Annotated in this window: 10 protein-coding genes; 4 read left to right on the forward strand and 6 right to left on the reverse strand. The window is 54.9% G+C overall.

The window, feature by feature from the left end; translation table 11 throughout:
- Positions 1–62 precede the first annotated feature (62 nt).
- From LAO76_03690 to LAO76_03710, 5 genes are all read right to left on the reverse strand, one after another.
- Positions 63–2,609 (reverse strand): hypothetical protein, encoded by a 2,547-nt coding sequence (locus LAO76_03690; protein ID MBZ5490019.1) that lies wholly within the window; start codon positions 2,607–2,609, stop codon positions 63–65.
- A 119-nt stretch (positions 2,610–2,728) separates the two neighbouring features.
- Positions 2,729–5,497, reverse strand: coding sequence for a hypothetical protein (locus LAO76_03695; protein ID MBZ5490020.1), 2,769 nt, complete (start codon positions 5,495–5,497; stop codon positions 2,729–2,731).
- A 121-nt stretch (positions 5,498–5,618) separates the two neighbouring features.
- Positions 5,619–8,228 carry a hypothetical protein gene (locus LAO76_03700; GenBank protein MBZ5490021.1) on the reverse strand — a complete coding sequence of 870 codons (2,610 nt, stop codon included), beginning with the start codon at positions 8,226–8,228 and terminating at the stop codon, positions 5,619–5,621.
- Positions 8,229–8,867: 639 nt separating this feature from the next.
- Positions 8,868–9,887 (reverse strand): hypothetical protein, encoded by a 1,020-nt coding sequence (locus LAO76_03705; protein MBZ5490022.1) that lies wholly within the window; start codon positions 9,885–9,887, stop codon positions 8,868–8,870.
- Positions 9,888–10,078: 191 nt separating this feature from the next.
- Positions 10,079–11,479 (reverse strand): UDP-glucose/GDP-mannose dehydrogenase family protein, encoded by a 1,401-nt coding sequence (locus LAO76_03710; GenBank protein MBZ5490023.1) that lies wholly within the window; start codon positions 11,477–11,479, stop codon positions 10,079–10,081.
- Positions 11,480–12,216: 737 nt separating this feature from the next.
- Between LAO76_03710 and LAO76_03715 the strand changes: the two genes are divergently transcribed.
- The 4 genes from LAO76_03715 to LAO76_03730 all read left to right on the forward strand — a co-directional run bounded on the left by LAO76_03715 (position 12,217) and on the right by LAO76_03730 (position 17,870).
- Positions 12,217–13,530 carry a lipopolysaccharide biosynthesis protein gene (locus tag LAO76_03715; GenBank protein MBZ5490024.1) on the forward strand — a complete coding sequence of 438 codons (1,314 nt, stop codon included), beginning with the start codon at positions 12,217–12,219 and terminating at the stop codon, positions 13,528–13,530.
- Positions 13,531–13,555: 25 nt separating this feature from the next.
- Positions 13,556–15,043 carry a sugar transferase gene (locus tag LAO76_03720; protein ID MBZ5490025.1) on the forward strand — a complete coding sequence of 496 codons (1,488 nt, stop codon included), beginning with the start codon at positions 13,556–13,558 and terminating at the stop codon, positions 15,041–15,043.
- Positions 15,044–15,207: 164 nt separating this feature from the next.
- Entirely contained in the window at positions 15,208–16,293 is a 1,086-nt protein-coding gene (gmd, locus tag LAO76_03725; protein ID MBZ5490026.1) for a GDP-mannose 4,6-dehydratase, read from the forward strand.
- A 17-nt stretch (positions 16,294–16,310) separates the two neighbouring features.
- Positions 16,311–17,870 carry a flippase gene (locus tag LAO76_03730; protein MBZ5490027.1) on the forward strand — a complete coding sequence of 520 codons (1,560 nt, stop codon included), beginning with the start codon at positions 16,311–16,313 and terminating at the stop codon, positions 17,868–17,870.
- A gap of 71 nt (positions 17,871–17,941) precedes the next feature.
- Here LAO76_03730 and LAO76_03735 read toward each other — a convergent pair whose 3' ends face one another.
- Positions 17,942–18,787 carry a class I SAM-dependent methyltransferase gene (locus LAO76_03735; protein ID MBZ5490028.1) on the reverse strand — a complete coding sequence of 282 codons (846 nt, stop codon included), beginning with the start codon at positions 18,785–18,787 and terminating at the stop codon, positions 17,942–17,944.
- Positions 18,788–18,869 lie beyond the last annotated feature (82 nt).

Raw genomic sequence — 18,869 nt, forward strand, 5'->3', positions numbered from 1 at the left:
TCCTCGGGATTGCAATAAAAAAGGCTGGCGATCTTCCGCCAGCCTGTTGGTTAAGGTTGAAGTTACGGAACGATGAAAACGTGTCCCTGTCCGTGCTGCCCGGTTGTAGGCGGCACGAGCTGGCTTTTTTGCAGCGTCTGATCGGGAACGACCAACGTTGGATCGTCAGCAATTGCCAGTGTCGCTCTGGAATCGGTCAGGCTGTTGAACGCCAGCGCTGTTACCGGTCCAAATGGCACGTTCAGGCTCCGCAGCGGATCAAGAGCGCCTTCAGCCACCCAGTCAATCATGGTGGTGCAGATAGATCCGTACTGGGTTACCTCAGGCGGCTGGGCCAAACCGCCGCTTACCGCGCTGTCCGGCGGAAGTCCCATGCTGCCCATGTAAAGGCCAGGAGCGGTCCCGGGATCAGCCGGTACGATGGCTGACAGCTTTACGCCGAGCGGCGGCAGGCAACGTTCACGATCGCCAACCGGGCCGACGGCAAAAGCTGCAGGATTAATGAAGACCTGCGGGCTGGTCGCAAGTTGCGGATCAGGGCTTTGCAAACGCGAGATGGGTTTATTCACTTCGCGCGCTCCGCCCCTCTGTGTGCTGGGTGAGGCTGCCTGAATCACGGTGACTTGGCTGCCTTTGACGAGTTGCCCAGCGGGGTTGGCCGGTGGTCCAAGTTCGGCCAGATAGAGATCATTCCCCATGAAGGCCATGCTGAGGACTCCAACACCCTTGCTGAGTCCACCTACCGGGATGGTTGCAGTTGGTGCCGTTGCCGGAAACTGGATTTTATTGATTGACCCGACGTTGTAGTAGCCGATGTAAACGGCTCCATCGTTGAACGGGCCGGTCGGAATGGCCACTGCTGAAGGCACGCCTCTGCCGGAATTCAGCACGCCAGTTTGTGACACCGTACCGCCGGTGCCATCTGGGATAAAGACGAGCCGCGCGATGCTGCCGGTCTGACCGCAAGGCAGAATCACGCAACCCGAAGAATCCGGGACATAGACGTTCTGGTGGCCGAGTGCATCGGGCGCAGAGGCCGCTGGCTGTCCGGGTACAAAGCTGCCCGGTTTGAAGCAATGGGTCATGGATGCCGCGCCGGTGATCGGGTTCTGATCGATGCGGCAGAAGCCATGGTCTTCGTCAGAGACCCACCAGTTGGTCTGCAACCAGAGCAAGCCTCGCGCATGGGTGACTCCGCTCAGGAGCAGGACCGAGCGCCTTGCTGCGTCGTTGCTGGGAGCGCTAGTAGGCGGATTGTCATTGCCAATCTGGCTGTTGACGCATGGCGGCGGGTTGGGTGGCGTGTTAATTGGGCTAAGCGGACTGCAAGGCTCCTGAACCATCGCGGAGAAGGCCGGGTACAGCCACGCTCTGCCGGTCTTAGGCAGAATTCCAGCCAGGGCCGGAGGCGGAGCTTCAATGATCGGGTCAGTGGTGACGGTCATGTCCTCAATAAAGGCCGGAGTACCGTCAGAGTTGGGCGAGGAAGTGAGCGTTGTTGGAGTTGCGGTCTGAATAAAGTTAATGCCGAACACCAGACTGTATTCCTGAGGAAGCGGGCTGGGCGCGCAGGGCGGGCCGACCTTAGGTACTGCGCAAGGAAAACCGCCCTGGTTCCAGACCTGCATATTATCCGCGCTGAAAGTGTCATAGCGGATGATGCGGTTGCCGTTGCCCCAATACAGCCAACGTCCATTGGGAATGGAGGAAATGAACTGGTCAGAAGCCAATCCCTGCTGGGTCTGCAATTTGCCGAACTCCAGAATGGCCTGGCAGGCAGGCAGCGTGTACTTGCACTTGTCGGCATTCTGAATCCGGTTGATAAAGCCGGCTTGCGTCAGCCACAGATCGTTGCCAACAAAGGCGATGCTGAGAACCGTATTTCCGTCGAATGAGGTTCCCACGCGCTCCACTGTGTTTCCGGCAGGGGTAAAGTTCGGAGTCAGCGGATTGTTGACGCGCCAAATGTCGCCGCTGCCCTGGAAGCAGAAATACAGCTTGCCATCGGGTCCCATTCTTACGTCGCGTACAAAGCGAGCGCCATTCACCGGCGCGCCATTGGTGAACCGCGATTTTGCGCCGTCGTAAATGCTGATCTGCGCCTTTGCATTGATAACGGTTCTGCCCGGTTCAGTGGGGGAGGGCATGAATTCAAGGCGGGTAATTTCTTTAATTCCAGCAACGAAAACATAACCGTTGGTGGGAACGCCCTGATTGTTGAGGATACCGCGAGTTTCTACCTGGTAATCCACCGGAGCGAACGTTCCCGGCAGGTAGCAGGTGCTGAGGTTCAGAATACCGTTGGAAGGTCCGGTGGCCGGCCCGGCATATGGGCCAGTGTTATCCAGGCGGCAAAAGCCCGAAGCTTCATCCGCCACCCACCAGTCGTGTAATGGAGCTCCACCGGCAACTGGGTTGGGCACTGTGGCTAGAATCAACCCACTGGGACGGAACATGTTTTGGTTGGCTATTTGCACGCCCGGTCCTGCAAACGCGCTGGATACACACATTAGGGTAACCAGAGCCAGCATCAGGCTGCGTTTCCATGAGCGAGTTAGCAAGGTCTGTTTGCTGTCCTTGCTTGCGGCCCGCATAAAGTTCGAGTTCATTTTGGTTCCTCTCTTCGATGAATGCTTCTTGTTGCCGATCCCGCTTCTTCGAGCCCGATGCGGGGGAAGTACTTTCTGCTTGGGGCTGCCGGACCTAAGTCCGGCAGCCCCGGGTTCGGTTACCGCAGGAACGTGATGCCACCCTGAGCAAATCCACCAGCGTCCGAAGTGATGGTCACTTGGTTCGGCGGCGGTATGTTGCTGAAGCGGATTGAGAACACGCCCTGTGCGAATGGGATGATTGGTCCCATCACGCCTTGCCACTGGAGTCCGGTGGCGGGGTTGATGATGTCCAAAGTGCACGTCAGCGTGACGTTCGGCGTAAAGTCGCTAACGTTCACAATCAGACGGCCCTTGGTGCGGCGATAGACAATGTTGCTGATCACGATCGTGTCAGTGGCCGGACGGACAATTACGGTTACGAGTGCAGGCGCGCTAACCAGATTCGGGGCTACGCTGCTGGTTGCCGTCACCTGGAAGACGAAGGTTTGTGCTGGCGTGAGCTCCGGCACTGTACCCGCGGTGAAGATCACCGGTGAGCCTGTCGTCGACGAGAGTGAAGCGTCGGGAGGCAGAGCCGCCGGGGATACTAAGGTCCAATTGAAGGTGGCGTTGCATGGTGCACCCGGCGCTAGTGCAGGATCAACACAGGTTGCGCTGAGGGTTACCGGTGCGCCGCTGGCAACGGTGATGGTTGTTCCCGTCACAGGGCCTGGAGGCACAATCGGTCCACCGGGAAGTTGAACGTCAGGGTTCGGACCAGAAGCCGTTGCATTGACAACAGGCGCCGTACCGGGCGGAGCAATTATCACCGGCACGATCAGAGTTGCCAGAGCAGAGGGTGGGACGCTGCTGCCGTTGCTGCCATTGTCCCCGACCAGAAGCGAGAACGTCAGGTTCTGCGCTGCTGCTATTGTCGGGACCACAAAGGTCGGCTGCGCGGCATTTACGTCGCTGATGGTTACGATTGGATCGCCAGGATTGATGACCTGGGCCCAGGTAAATGGACCGGTTGGCGGATTGCTGCCGGTACCGTCAAGCGTGACTGTAACTCCAGCGAATGGCGGATTCGGGTTAGAGGTGAACTTCGGCACGGCGAGCGTTGTAATCGCGCCAGGCACGCAGGTCAGCGGAGGCAACGTATTTTCCGGGAACGGATTCAATTGCCCCATCACCTGATTGGGGTAGAACGGCAACGGCTGTTGGCCCAACTGGATCTGGCTGCTGTCGAAAACGTCACTCACCATCGGCAATTGGCCCATGCCGTTATCCAGCCACAGGATGTCAGCAAAGTTGGACCTCGGCTGACGGGTGCCCGGCACCTGGTTTTCAGGGAAGATAAACTCGCTGCTGGGCAATTGGTATTCGGAATAGGTCAGACCATTCTTGTTCTTACCCGGAACGCTGCCGCTAATGCGTGATCCAACGTTCTGCACGGCGGGCAGGAAGTTGCCGCCCTGCGGGAAGCGCATGCGCCAGCGGCCTTTCAATCCGATGCCCGGAGGTCCCGGCTCAACCGGGAAGTTTGCCGCCCATGCTGGCTCGCGGAATGTCAGGTTGCCGTTGCAGTCCTGATCAATCGCTGAGACGTCAACCTGGCGTCCAACGTCCGTGGTGAAGCCTTCCACCCTGGTGCGCACGCCGGCTTCCTGCGGGAAAAAGGCTGGATCCACTCCGCCGGTGCCCTGGATGACTACTTCTTCGTGAATGTAGGCTGGATCAGATCCGGGCCACGTATAAGCGCCCACTGTCAGGGCTTCAACGTCGGTTGCCGTAATGAAAGGTCCCTGGTCATCCATCTCCAGCGTGCCAATGATGTTGACGAAATCACCTACTTCGAAAGGCACTTCCAGGTAGGGGTCCTGCGGAAACGGGTTCTCTACCGTCGGCGCAGCGCCCGGCAGGTTCATGGTGAAGATGGGTTGCAATACGGTCCCGCTGATGGCGTCACGAGGACGGTTTATTTCAGGGCACTGCGGATCGTCATTCCCCCCAAGATATGGATCAGGAATGCCCGGAGTACCCAGCTCGCCGTTATAAGCGCCGGGGGCCGTGACTGGTATGCACATCGGATAGCCGATCTGCGAGTTTACGGTAGGGTTGTTCTGGTCAACGGCGAAACGGGGATCAGCCGACTTTCCAATGCTGTAGCGGCCTTTCGTCAGCACGATCGGATTCCCAGAGCCATCCAGAAGCGGCGTGCCATCCGGATTCGGTACCGTGAACGTGATGGGCGGATCATTGATTTGAACCCGCATTCCATTCACGACCATGACGCCGTTCGCGTAATCGAGTTTCTCGATATAGCCCTGCGTGAAGTTCGCCGGGTCTTGAGAGAAGTAAACAATGCCGGCGATGTATTGTCCGTTGACAATGTTTCCCTGGATGCTGGCTTGATACGTTCCGGGGAAGCGCACCGTGTCGGCCATCGCCAGTCCCGTTTGAAAAACCGGGTCGGTCTGGTGCGTGTTCGGGTTCAACTCAAATGCTTCTTCCCAGGTCAAGAGCGTGTTGGGGAAGATGACCACGGTGCTCTGCGGAATGCGGATGACGTTATTGTTTACCTCAACCCAGCCGCCCGTAATCTTGCACTGCGCCGGCAGTGGGGGGTTGTCCGGCGTGGGTGCAGGATTATCATCCTTGTTGCACAGCCCCGGAGTTGCGTCCAGTGAAGCGTACTGGATGAACCCGGTGATTTGAAAGCCGGTTGGCTCATTGCCTTCACGCGGCGGTTGTATCGGCGTCGGCGCCGGGACCGCAGCCGGCGTCGGCCACGGAATTGGGTTCAGGCTCTGGGCTTGTGCTTTCGTGCCCAGACCCATAATCAGCAGCAGCAGTACAACTCCCGCCACTTTGAATCTTTTGGTTAGTTGCTCAAATCCCCGCATTTTGAAGCTCCTTCCGTCGGTGTACTGCAATTTCGTACTGCTCTGCCTTGCTGATGTGTTGTCTAGATCTTGCTGCCCTGACCACGCCGGAGGCTGGGTCGAGGCTCTGTCCATTGCGAACCTAGTTGGAGCCGGCATTTTGGCCTCCCAACAGGTTCTCCAGGAATGTGGGAAGAGGCTTGCCGCCTTTGGCTCCCACTGCCGGAATTTCCATAAGCTGGTCTGTCGCACGGTCCGGATGTTTCGGGTCGGGCGTAATCGGATAGCCGTTCGCGCTGTGCGGATGACCGTTTGGCGTGAACAACTGCGGATGATCGAACGGGGCCGCTTGCGCGACGGTCCGTGGGTCCGTAAGGCCGTTGCGCAGGAAATCAACCAGGTCGATCTTTTCCTGTGCGGTCAGGCCCAGCAACTCGATGTCCGGGTCCATGTACTTGACTTCTTCAACTGTGTTGAAGTCGCCACCGCGGTTGTAGAACTCCACTACCTGCTCCAGCGTGAGCTGGCTGCCGTTGTGGAAATACGGCGCCGTAAGGGCAACGTTGCGAAGCTGCGGGGCCTTGAAGAACCCGCCGCGCGCAATGTCGTCGCTGCAATTCATCGGTGAGGGAGCGATTCCGTCACCGCGGCGTCCAGGCACCAGAGCCATTTCATAGCCGCCGTCGCAAGCGTGCTGACGCATGAGTTCTGCTTGTGATAGTGGAAGTCCGGCTACCGGATCGGTCCCTGCCAGGCCGCCATCTTCCGCCGCCGGCCGTACACCAATGTGGTAATAACCCGTGTCATAAACGCGAGCGCTGTCGTCTTCCATGATCATCCGTTCCACCGGGAAGCCGGTCACGGTTCCTACGGAAGCGTTGGACAACTCAGGTCCGCCGTGGCAAACCACGCAGCCTGCTTTACCCTGGAAGAGGTGCAAGCCGCGAAGCTGTCCTTCAGTCAACGGAACGGCTCCCACGGAGTAGTTAATCTGGACTGGGACTTGGGAGACCGGCGGGTCGGAGAAGAAGATATTCAACGTGCCGCTGGCGTAATCAATGGTGGCCCCATTGACTCCGCCGCCCATCACGCGTCCCTGGCCATCGTCAAACGCGTAAGTATCCTGGTCGCTGGCATCCAGAGTCGGGTTCAAGCCAATGACTGAGAGTGTGTAAGGCGTAATGCCGGGCTGCAACTGAATGGTGTACTGGTTCTTCAGGTTGTCGCCAATCAGCGTGTATGTTTGCTGCTGCTCCAGGTATTTATCGAATGGCGTCTGGTCGGCCACCAGAGTGCTTTCATACATCTGGACCGCTACGCCCCAGAACAGCGAGAAGTTGTATTCCATCAGGCTGTAATCGCTGGTGCCGGCTGGGCAGGTCTCTAAGTTTGCCGGATCAACCGTGCCAGTCATGGTTCCGTCGGCGGCTTCACAAATGTGCTGCGAGAACTGCCACCATTCCGGCTGGAACGCTTTTTGCACCAGCGCTGAATAGCTGGTCTTCAGTCCTTTGTCGGGGGATTTTGAAAAAACGCCCAGGACGCTGTCGGTCGGATCAACCAGCTGGTTTGCCAAAGGCACGCGAGCGAGCAATTTCTTGCCGACCTGGTGGAAGTTGCGGTTGTCAGCCGACATTTCTGTCGAGCTCAAAATCGGGCCCAGCGATTGCGAGCACAGGGCCGAATTCACCATGTTGACTTGCGTCGGTCCCAGCTTGCCGTCGATCGCATCTACTACCAGCAGGTGGTTTGCTTTATCGCGGGTGCCGAATGGATTCGCGCCGTTGCAAACGTTCTGCGCGCGCCCATCCCAGAAATTGCGGAAATTGAAGACTGCATCCACAGCGCTGGGTGTATTGCGGCCGGTTACCCTGCGGGTGTTGATTCGCTGCGTCGGGTCCGCTTCACTCGGGTAAGAGAAAACCGGATCAACCACTGGAGTGGTGGATTCTACGCTGGTGGCGTTGCCGCTGGCTCCGCTATTTTGCTTCTTGCTGCCTGATTGGCTGTTGTTGCTGGTGTTCGTGCCCTTGTTCGAACTGTTCGTGGGCCCGGGCTTGCGGCCCGGCAAGCCTGGCCTGCCATTTCCGAAAGTTAACCCGTTGTCGTTGCCATCGTCCGTGGTTCTGTGCCCATCAACCTGGCCGGAATTGCCGTCGCCAAGGGCATGCTCACCCGTCTGAGTCACCGTGATCGTGTCATTGGTCAACCCAAACTGCCCTTGCGAACCGGAAACGTCGTTGACGTCGGAAGTTACGCTGAAGCGGTCGTTAACGTCGGCCACTTTGCGAAACGGATAGTCTCCGTCGTGGTAGCCGCCAAATCCCGCGTCAGCAGAGCCTGCTTTGTAGTGGTAGTTCGGTCCCAGTGAACCGTTGAAAGGAACGCCGAGCTGGAAGGTGCTATCGCCGCCCGCCTGGCCTGGATTTACTTCGTTATTGGCGCGGCTGTCTGCTCCTGCATTGAAGTGGCAGCTGGCGCAGGCCTGAATGTCATCGCTGCCGGCCTGCATGTCCCAGAACAGCGCTTTGCCCAGCTCAATGGCCGCTGTTTTGTCGGCAAGGATTCCTTCCATGCCGAATACCGGGGGAATGGGAACGGTTGAGAGTGGCGCGAGAGGCCGTAATGGAACTCTTACTGAACCAGTACCGCTCTGCGCTCGAACGTGGCCGTAGTAGCCCACCGTAAAAACGAGTGCAACTACACATACGAAGACGCGCAGGAACCAGAGAGTCCCGGAAGACGGTTTCATCGTTTTTCTCCTAAATCGCTAGTGCCGCCGGATCACACGAGTCCTGTCCGGAGTGCATTGCAATGCACATTCTGGGGGGTGGTGATTAAGGTTTCATTGGGGGTGTATTAAAACTTTTAATAACGAGGCCAGACTTTGAGGCAGACAGTGGATGTTACCTAAGTGATATCTTATGAGCAGTTTAGGCGGTTCTTTCCTCTCGTCTCTAGCTTGGACGAAGAGGTCGTAATAGGGGCGAATATTAATCGGCAGGACATGTACCATTCCAATGTGCCGCTATGAACCTATGCCCGATTTTTTATTCGGTCGGGTGTGCTAAGGGCCGACTTGCCCCTGATCATGGCACCCTGACGGCCTAATTGCTTCCCGGTCCCGATCCGGAACGGGAATGTATTGGTTGGGCGGACAAGTTTGGCAGGAGGAAAGGCAAGCCGCTGCTTAAACCTTATATAAAGGTGTGCCATTAAGAACCGGAGCGAACGGTCAATAAGCAGTCCACTCTTAAGTTCGGAACAATGTTTTGGGCTCGGCGATCACGCTCGACAAGTGGATGACTGCTTTTGGATGTTGGTCAAGTGCAAAGTGGCCGATAAACGCTCACCTAACTTGCGTCTCACGCCCTCATTGCTAAAATTGCGCTCACATGTATGCTACTTTGATCGCATTTATTTTGGGCTTCCTAGCACGAGGAAAAAACTCTGATCGCGATAACGTCAATAATGAATCCAGCGACGGCCAAAGCAAATCCCTGCCAAACGGGCCTATCGCCGTAGTGAGCATCCCACCACCTAAAACCGACGAGAGCGAGCCAAGGACAAAAAGGAGCAGTTCCGCAAAACGATAAAGTTTTATACGGAAGTGATTGGGGTCATTATTCTGGCGTTCTACACTTGTTTCACCTACAGAGCTATGCGCGCCAACGTCGATGCCGCTAATGCTTCCAAAGCAAGTGCCGATGCGGCCAACAAAGCCGCCGACACATCTCTCAAGCAACTTGAGCTGAGTGAGCGTCCCTGGATCAAAATTGTCGATGTTCAACCGAGAGGGAACTTCCCAGTAGTGGGTGATATCGGTTTCATTAAAGCTCTCCCTAACTCTCAGGGAATCGAAGCGAATGCCACCATTCAGTTCAAGTTGTCTTTTACAAATGTTGGCCACTCCGTCGCTGATGTGAGTCAAAGTGAAGAATTTTTCATGCCACAATTCAGCAATAGCGAATATTGGAATCGAGTAGCTGCTGAAGAAGACCGATTCTGTAGCTCCCCTGACATGAAGGCCGTAACTTCGCAAAAGGTAGTTGTGTTCCCCGGTGAACCCCGGCCGTTTGATTTGAATATTGGCATTACTGCCCCTATACGGCCAGAGAATATCAACCACCTGTCCGAGGGTACCGGAATATTTCCGGCACTGATTGTTTGTGTTAACTATCACCAGAAAGGACTGCCGAGCATTTATCAAACCCGAGCGGTCTATGAGATTTCCCGGGCTGACACTCACAGCCGCATCTTTGGTTTTGGGAAGTGCAACCTTCAGCCATTCAAGAATGCTCCCTCCACTTTTACTTTCTGTGAGGGGAGTGTTCCGGCCAGACTCCTTAAGTTTGATCGAAACACAATGGGAGATGACGCCTACTAACCCGTCACAGTTATCTGGCGACAAAACCCGCCTTTCAGCGGGTTCAGGTTTGATGTTGGAACGATCTTCAGCAAGGATTTTGTGGCATAGGCACTCTTGCCTGTGCTGTCGGGGGCAGCTTCATAGACTTTTCTGTATCCAAACAAAAATGGGGCTGTCAAAAGGCAGCCCCTCATCGATCCAAAAATTCTGTGATAAACGAAATGTCTTCGCTTCTATCTTGCGCTCTGGCCTTTCTTGAGCAAACTGCGGGAAGCTTCGAGCGCCGGACGACCGACGCTGAAATAGGAGAGACCTGCTTCAGCCATTTCCGCTTGCGAGAAAACGTTGCGGCCATCCAACACAATGGGAGAGCGCAGGAGGTTCTTGATGCGGACCAGGTCAAGGTTCGCAAATTCCTTCCATTCCGTCAGGATCAGCAGCGCGTCGGCGCCTTCCATGGCTGCGTAAGCATCGGCGGCATATTTAATTCTGCTGCCCAGGATCTGCCGTGCCCGGTCCATGGCGGCTGGATCAAAAGCAGTTATCTGGCACTTTTCTTCAAGTAATTGCTCGATCACATTGATTGCCGGTGATTCGCGCACATCATCTGTGCCATCCTTAAAAGCCAACCCAAGCACGGCCAGTTTCTTGCCTTTGATCGTCCGCAATGCGCTCCGGACTTTGCCGATAAACCGTACACGCTGCCCGTCGTTGATTCTTTTGATTTCGTCGAGCAACGGAAATTCGAATCCGAATTCGTGCGTCACCGCGCGGAATGCCGCAACGTCCTTGGGGAAACATGAACCGCCATAGCCAATGCCGGCCCGCAGGAATTCCGGACCAATGCGGCTGTCACTGCCGATCCCCTTTGAGACTTCTTCAATGTTTGCTCCCACAGATTCACAAAAGCTTGCCACCGCGTTGATGAATGAGATCTTCAATGCCAGATACGCATTGGACGCATGCTTGATCAGCTCTGCGCTGCGTGGGGAAGTCTCAATGTACATCGGGATGGCGCGTGCCGGCTCCGGTTTGGGGACCGCGCTCGCCAGTTGAGCGTAGGAACCGTCAACCAGCGGGGCATAAATCTCCCGCATGATTGCCGCTGCCCGTTCGCTGCCGGATCCCACAACGATTCTGTCGGGATACAGAAAATCCGTAACGGCAGTGCCTTCACGCAGAAATTCAGGATTTGAAACCACGTCAAATTCTGCTTTCGCGTGGCCTTTGGGGCTGAGCGCGTTATGCACCCGCTCGCTGGTGTAGACCGGGACCGTACTCTTTTCCACGATGACCTTGTACCCATTCATCGCGGTGGCAAGCGATTGAACAACCGCTTCAACACACGACAGATCAACGGCGCCATTTTCAGCGGAGGGAGTTCCCACCGCAATAAAAATGACAACGGAATTTCGCGCCGCTGACTGAAGGTCGGTGGAAAATGAAAGGCGGTTGCCGCGATGCCTGCTTAACAGCTCTTGTAAATAGTCTTCATGGATCAGGGTTTCGCCGGCATTCAAGGCTGCAATCTTAGCTGAATCACTGTCAACGCAAATTACCTTGTGACCCAACTCCGCTAGGCATGTTGCTGCAACCAGACCCACGTAGCCCGAACCGATTACAGAGATTTGCATGTTCTTGCTTTTCTCCAAGCAAAACAAATCCCGCTACCAGTTACTTGGGATTATTTGTCGTGTCAGTATCTATTCTTAAAGGCGTGATCGTCAATCAGAACTGCTGGCTTTGTAGTACCTGCTCTGATCCGGATCGTGTGCGGCAATTTGAGTTGGTCACAACTTGGCAACTCAAACGCCCAAAAACCCTTGACTATCAGTGCAAGCGGAAGACCATTTCGTGCGGCGCTAAGACCGCGCTAAAACAACGCTAAAAACAACGCTAGATACGCGTTACATGCCTGTTGCTTTTCCACCCACATGTGTGGGGCACTGCTTCAAACCGACACACCAAGGGTACTGAACCAAATCTGGTGCAGTCACCTCTCTCGTCAATGGAGAATGCTGCTGCGGAGGTTTATAATCTGGATTCGTAACCTGTTTGCCTCATGGCTAACTTGCTCTGCCGATTTAAGGTAAGCTGAGTGGTTATACAAATGCAGTAGTGTTGAAACAGCATTTGGCTCTTGGCAGGGAAGAGGCGCTTTTTTTAAAGCTTCTCTCAGAGTGAAACGGTGTTCTCTCTACCTAGGGCGGCAACAGTTTGGTTTTGTTCTGCAACTTTATATGATGGAAGACGTTTAAGACGTTTGGAAGGGGATTGGACGTAAATTGGAAGTTCTAAAATCTGGTCCGCTGAAAATTGTGGGGAATTGGATCGCTAGGCCCGCTTGGATGTATGCAAGGGAGGCTGGCGGATGCCGCTAAGCGAGGCCGAAAGAGAAGTTCTCAGAAGTGAAGCCAATGGGACCCAACTGTCTGCGCCCAGCCCAGGCTGGCTGCGGTGGACAGATGCGCTTTACCATCTCTGGCTCCAGCGCCGCCAGATCTTTCGATGGGTGCTCCTCGGCTTTGTCCTGTCCCTGATCGTCGCCTGGCGTTATCCCAAATATGAAAGCACTGCCCAGATCATGCCCCCGGATAGCGGCGGTTCTGGGCTAGCTTCACTTGTTCCCGCTCTTTCAAAATCGCCTGGCCTTATTGGCATGGCGGGCGACCTCATGGGGATGAAAAGCACGAGCGCCATTTTCGCCAGAGTGCTGGAAAGCCGCACCGTTCAGGACAACCTGATCAACCGTTTTGATCTGCGCAAGAGGTACGACAAGTCCTACATGGAAGATGCACGAAAGAAACTTTCGTCTCGCACCGCGATTAGTGAAGATAAAAAGAGCGGCGTGATTGCCATCTCCGTGCGCGACCATGACGCCGCATTGGCCGCTGAACTTGCCAATGCCTATGTAGAGGAACTCGGTTCGGTCATGGCCAAGGTTTCCACCTCAGCAGCGCGCCGCGAACGCATTTTTATCGAGGGCCGGCTGGCCGATGAAAACAGCAATCTGCAGGATGCGGAGCGGCAATTCAGCCAATTTGCCAGTACCAACATGGCATTGGATGTGCCGGAACAGACCAAAGTCACAGTCGAGGCCGCAGCCAGGCTTCAGGGTGAGTTGATCGCGGCAAAGGCGCAACTGGAAGGACTGAAGCAGACTTACACGGAAGAGAATATTCGCGTAAAGAGCGTGCAGGCCCATGTGAATGAACTGGAACGCGCATTGGCCAAGCTCAATTCGGGCCGCGCGTCGGGCGTCCAGGATCCCACCAGTCCCTACCCTTCAGTCAAGAACCTGCCATTGCTGGGAGTGAAGTGGGCCGATCTTTATCGTCAAACTAAGATTCGCGAAACGGTAGTCGAATTGCTTACACAGCAATATGAAATGGCCAGAATCCAGGAAGCCAAGGAAATCCCGTCCGTCAAAATATTGGATCCCGCTTCAACCCCGGAGAGAAGAGAACCTTCATGGAAGGTCATTATTCCTCTGGGAACATTGCTGAGCGCGTTGCTGGCTTGCCTGGGTTACGTCATCAAAAACTGGTGGGACCGCTGGGACCAGGATGATCCAAGGCGCATATTGATTTCCCAGGTGCTTCGCGTTGGCCGTAGAAATTCAAGCTCCGTGAGCAGCATCCCGCGCCATCGTGCAGGACGGCCGGACGAGATTTCGCAGGCATGAGCACAGACACAGTCAGGAGGCTACGGTGTCTACACAAGAGGTAATAAAGGAACAAGGTAATCTCTTGGAAGTGTCGCACTTTGCAGGGACCCAGATTCATCGTGCTCTGGCACATGAAAAAGGGACCGGGCTCGGTGCGGCCGTTGCCATGTTGGAGGCCCTGATCGTAATCGTTTCCGGTTACGCGGCTTATTCAGGCCGTGACTTTCTGGGCGATCTCGTTGGAGTCTCGCCCGTGGATGTCACCACTCCGCCTCTTCGTCTGTTTGTATTCCTGCTTACCTATGCCTGCCTCACTGTGATCTGCAACGCCGCCCAAAACCTTTATTCTGATGCTGCAATTCGTTCAGCCAGGGGCGCACGCGTAAGAATCCTGAAGGGTTTCATGGTGTCTTCCATGATTTCCATCATGATAGTGTTCATCGCGGGCGAACAAGCTGTTCCGCGGTTGATTGTCGCCAGCACGCCGCTTTTCAGTCTGGCGGGCGTTCTTTGCCTGCGCTACGTGATGGAGCGCTATAACCTGAAGCGGATTGAGCGCGGCATTGGCAATCAGCACATCCTTATTGTTGGCAGCGGAGAAGTGGGACAAGCGTTCCGCTCTTATTTACAAAGCCACACTCAGTTGGGCAAAACATTCTGCGGATTTGTAGATTGGGAACCCGGCACACGGCCTTTCTGCCTGGGCACGCCCGATGATCTGCCGCGCATCCTCACTGAAAACTTTATCGACGAAATTTATTTCACTCCATCCATCAGCCGTGACTTGGTTGTTCGGATCGTTCTGGAGGCTCGCCGCCAGCGCATTGGCGTTAAGGTTGTCCCTGATCTCTACGGAGGCCTAGCCATCGGCGCCGGCATGAATTACATCGGCTCCGTTCCAGTGTTGGAACTCAATCGCCAGCCAATACCTGCTCTTGGCCTTTTTGTGAAGCGCCTGATGGACCTGTTTATCAGCATCGTTACCTTGACAGTTACTTCTCCTTTGTTGCTGTTGACTGCCATTGCAGTCAAGATCGACTCGCCAGGGCCAATCCTCTATAAAGCATGGCGTGTGGGCCGCAAAGGACGTAAATTCCGGTGCTATAAATTCCGTACTATGTGTGCCGATGCCGATGCACAAAAGAATGGCCTGATGCATATGAATGAGCGCAACGGCGCTACCTTCAAGATCGTGGACGATCCTCGCATCACCCGCCTCGGCCGCTTCCTCCGTAAGTACAGCATTGACGAGCTTCCACAACTCTTTAACGTCTTCAAGGGCGATATGAGCGTGGTGGGGCCGCGTCCGCATCCTGAAGATGATTTCAAGCGCTATGATCTGGAACACTTCCGCCGGCTCGACGTCACGCCCGGACTTACTGGTCTTTGGCAGGTGACCGCCCGCCATGATCCATCTTTCGAAAAAAATGTCATGCTTGATCTGGAGTACATTGAAAACTGGAACGTGTTTTTGGACCTGAAAATTCTTTGCAAGACCGTTCCTGTCGTCTTTCGAGGCTCTGGTCACTGATCATCCGGGCCAATCAGATTTCTCTCCGGAACCGTGCCTGCGCCGGCGCGTGCAAAGCGCTCTTACTCACTTACAATAGGAAGGCTCAAGTCCAGGAAACAGGAAGAAACCTGTCTTGTGCATATGAGCCGCGTTTAACATGGGCCTGATGATGGAGAAGCAGCATGGCGCTTAAGCGGGCAGTGATCACTGGCGTGACGGGCCAGGATGGTTCCTATCTCGCGGAGCTTCTTCTGCAAAAGGGCTATGAAGTCCACGGAATCAGGCGCCGTTCGTCTTCATTCAACACCGGTAGAATCGACCATCTGGTCCAGGACCCGCACACTGAAGGCTGCCGTTTTTTTCTCCATTATGGTGACATGACTGATTTCAGCAGTCTGAAGCGCACCATACAACTGGTCGAGCCCGATGAAATTTATAACCTCGCGGCCCAAAGCCACGTAGCTGTATCGTTTGAGCAGCCTGAATACACCGTGGCGTCAGACGCGCTGGGCCCGTTGCGCATGCTGGAAGCGGTCCGCAGTCTCGGCCTGCAGCGCAAAACGCGGTTCTACCAGGCCTCAACGTCAGAAATGTTCGGCAAAGCGCAGGAAGTTCCCCAGAGTGAGACCACGGCCTTTTATCCGCGATCGCCGTACGGCGTTGCCAAACTTTATGCTCACTGGATTACTGCCACCTATCGCGAAACGTATGGCATCTACGCCTGCAGCGGGATTCTTTTTAACCATGAGTCGCCGGTGCGCGGCGAAACCTTTGTTACGCGCAAGATCGTCCGCGCTCTTACGCGCATCCAGTTGGGCGCTCAGGACTGCCTCTATCTCGGCAACCTTGAGGCCAGGCGGGATTGGGGCCACGCCCGCGATTACGTGGAAGCGATGTGGCTGATGCTGCAACAGGACCGTCCTGAAGACTACGTGATCGCCACGGGCAAGCAGCATTCGGTTCGTGACTTTGTTTGTGCCGTGGCGCAAAAGCTTGGGATGGGGCTTCGCTGGGAAGGGAAAGGCCAGGATGGAGCAGCCTTTGACGTTACGACAGGCGAGCGTATCGTGGCGATTGATCCCCGCTATTTTCGACCGGCCGAAGTTGAAAACCTTTTAGGGAATGCCGCCAAGGCCAGAGAAAAACTTGGATGGACTCCGCGCACCACGTTTGACGAACTGGTGACCGAAATGGTGCGGGAAGAATTGGAGATTGCAAAGATGGAAACCTCTGGAAAGAGACAAAGGCCCGCGCGCTTGCTTCTCTAGCGCGAAGCAGACAAAGAATGAAGACCATCCCACAAGATATATCTTTAGCCTCGGAGAACCTTGATCCGGAAGTCGTATCTTTCGATACCGCGGTGCCGAGCGGGCGCTCTCTTGCCGGAAATACTCTGTGGAACCTCTTCGGCAATTGCTTTCCAGTAGTCGTGGCGGTGGTGTGTTTGCCCGTGCTCAAACGCGGTTTGGGTACGGAACGCCTGGGAATCATCAGCCTGGCATGGGTCGTGATCGGATATTTTAGTTTGTTCGATCTCGGACTTTCACGGGCGCTGACCAAACTGGTGGCTGAACGACTTGGCCAGCGCCGTCAAGCTGAAATCCCGTCCTTGATCTGGACCTCACTTTTCCTCATGACGGGAGTGGGACTGGTCGGATCAATCCTGACCCTCTTCCTTACGCCGCTTCTCGTTGAGCGATTGCTAAAAGTCCCAGCTTCGCTTTCTCATGAAGCGCTGGGCTCGTTTTATTGGCTTGGCGCGGCGGTTCCGATAGTGGTGATTACTGCCGGGCTCCGCGGAGTGCTTGAGGCTGTGCAGCATTTCCGTTTGGCAACCGCCATCCGTGTTCCCATGGGGATCTTCAGTTATCTGGGACCGGTTGCCCTTCTGCCCTTCACCCATAGCCTGATTCCAATTATTGCGGTACTTGTAGCGGCAAGAATTGTTGCCTGTGCCGCCCATCTGTGGGCTTGTTTTCACGTCATGCCCACTTTGCGGAGCGGCTTTGGCTTTGACGCTCCTTCTGCCAAGCCGTTGTTCCTTTTTGGCGGCTGGATGACGGTAAGCAACGTGTTGGGCCCGGTCATGGTTACCTTTGACCGGTTCCTGATCGGTAGCGTTATTTCAATCGCCGCAGTGGCCTATTACTCCATCCCGTATGAAGTGGTGACCAAACTGTGGCTGATTTCCACGGCGCTTGTCGGGGTTTTGTTTCCCGTATTTTCCGCGACAAATTCCGGCGATCGCGCCCGCCTGGCTTTCCTTTATGAAAGCGGAGTCAAATACATTTTTGTTGTGCTGCTTCCGGTCACGCTACTTCTGGTGATTTTTGCGCCTGAAGGGCTGGCGCTTTGGCTGGGCAGCGATTTCGCCCACAACAGCGCATCGGTAGCGCGACTGCTGGCCGTGGCGGTTTTTATGAACTGCATGGCCCATGTGCCGTTTGCGCATTTGCAAGGCGTAGGGCGGCCTGACCTCACCGCCAAATTCCATCTGATGGAGCTTCCCGTCTATGTAGTGCTGCTGTTCTTCCTGGCTCGATCATGGGGTATTACTGGCGTAGCAGTCGCGTGGGTCCTGCGGGTGATGATCGACACGTTTCTTCTTTTCTGGTTTTCTTCTCGATTGTTGCCTGAGTGCCGTTTTATTGTTACCCGATTGCCGCTGATGATCGCCGGAGCGCTGGCGCTGAATCTAGGTGTGGCATTGATTGCAGGCATGGCGATCAAAATTATTGTCGTTTGTGCGGTATTGTTTGTTGCTGTGCCGGCGTTGTGGTTATGGATGTTTACCCCGGCGCAACGTGCGCCTTTCATTTATCTGCTGCAGCGCCTGAAACGATAAAATGCTGGTACACAGAGGTTTCACCGTTCAGTGGGAATCACATTTCCCTTCACCGAACAATCTTTGCGCCACTAGATTGCGGTGATGATGAATGTTGCCTGATCACCTTCACCGGAAGCATTTAGCGCTTTTGATTCGGCAGCATATTTCTTCATTGTTTTAGCGTCAAAGTATTTCGATAAATTCCGTTGTCCTTCAATCAGAGGTATGTTCCTGCGATAAAGCTCGCTGCCCCAAAACTGGAATGCACCGGAGTCACTCTTCATATCCCTGACATTTAAGCCTGCGAGTTGCGCCGCCCTCCTCATACTGGCTGGTGTATGGATGCACATATGCCGCGGGGCGTCGAGTTGTACCCAGTCAACACCGTAATGGCGCCACGCCCAAGAAGCTACTGGAACCTGAATCATGGACAGCCCTTTGGGGGAAAGCTTGTTCCTTACTTCTATCAGCGTGCCGAGTTGATCTTCAATGTGCTCAAAAGAATGATGAAACATAATCCGATCCCAGGTGCCTTCAAGTTCGGAAAGCGTGATCTTGCGGCAGTATGGGGTTTCTTGTGAGGTGAATGGGTCAATACACAGCGCATGATGGAAACCAGCTTGCCGTAATTCCTTCGCTAGCTTGCCACTGCCCCCACCCACGTCGAGAATTTTCATGCCCGGTGTCATGTCGAGCTTGTATATCAAGTCCACGGTAGGCATCGGAAGGACAGAATGGATAAGCCGGCGCAGCCCAAGACGACCGAGAGACAGACCGAATGATTTTAATTTTTTAGTAAGTCCGTTCGTTGTAGCAAAGCTGTAATAATCTTTCGGGTAGTGATCTGAGAGATTGTGCGCGGGATTAGCGAGAAGAAGAACGCCACAGCCGGAGCACTCAAGATAGGTGAATTTCTGGCGCAGGCCAAACATCATTTCTCGGACTTGATGTTCAATGTGTGATGAAGACTCGCAAAAGGGGCAATTCATCTGTTTTCAATTCTATGCCAAAGCCGAT

The sequence above is a fragment of the Terriglobia bacterium genome (genome assembly GCA_020072645.1).
In the GTDB taxonomy this organism is placed as follows: Bacteria; Acidobacteriota; Terriglobia; order Terriglobales; family Acidobacteriaceae; genus Angelobacter.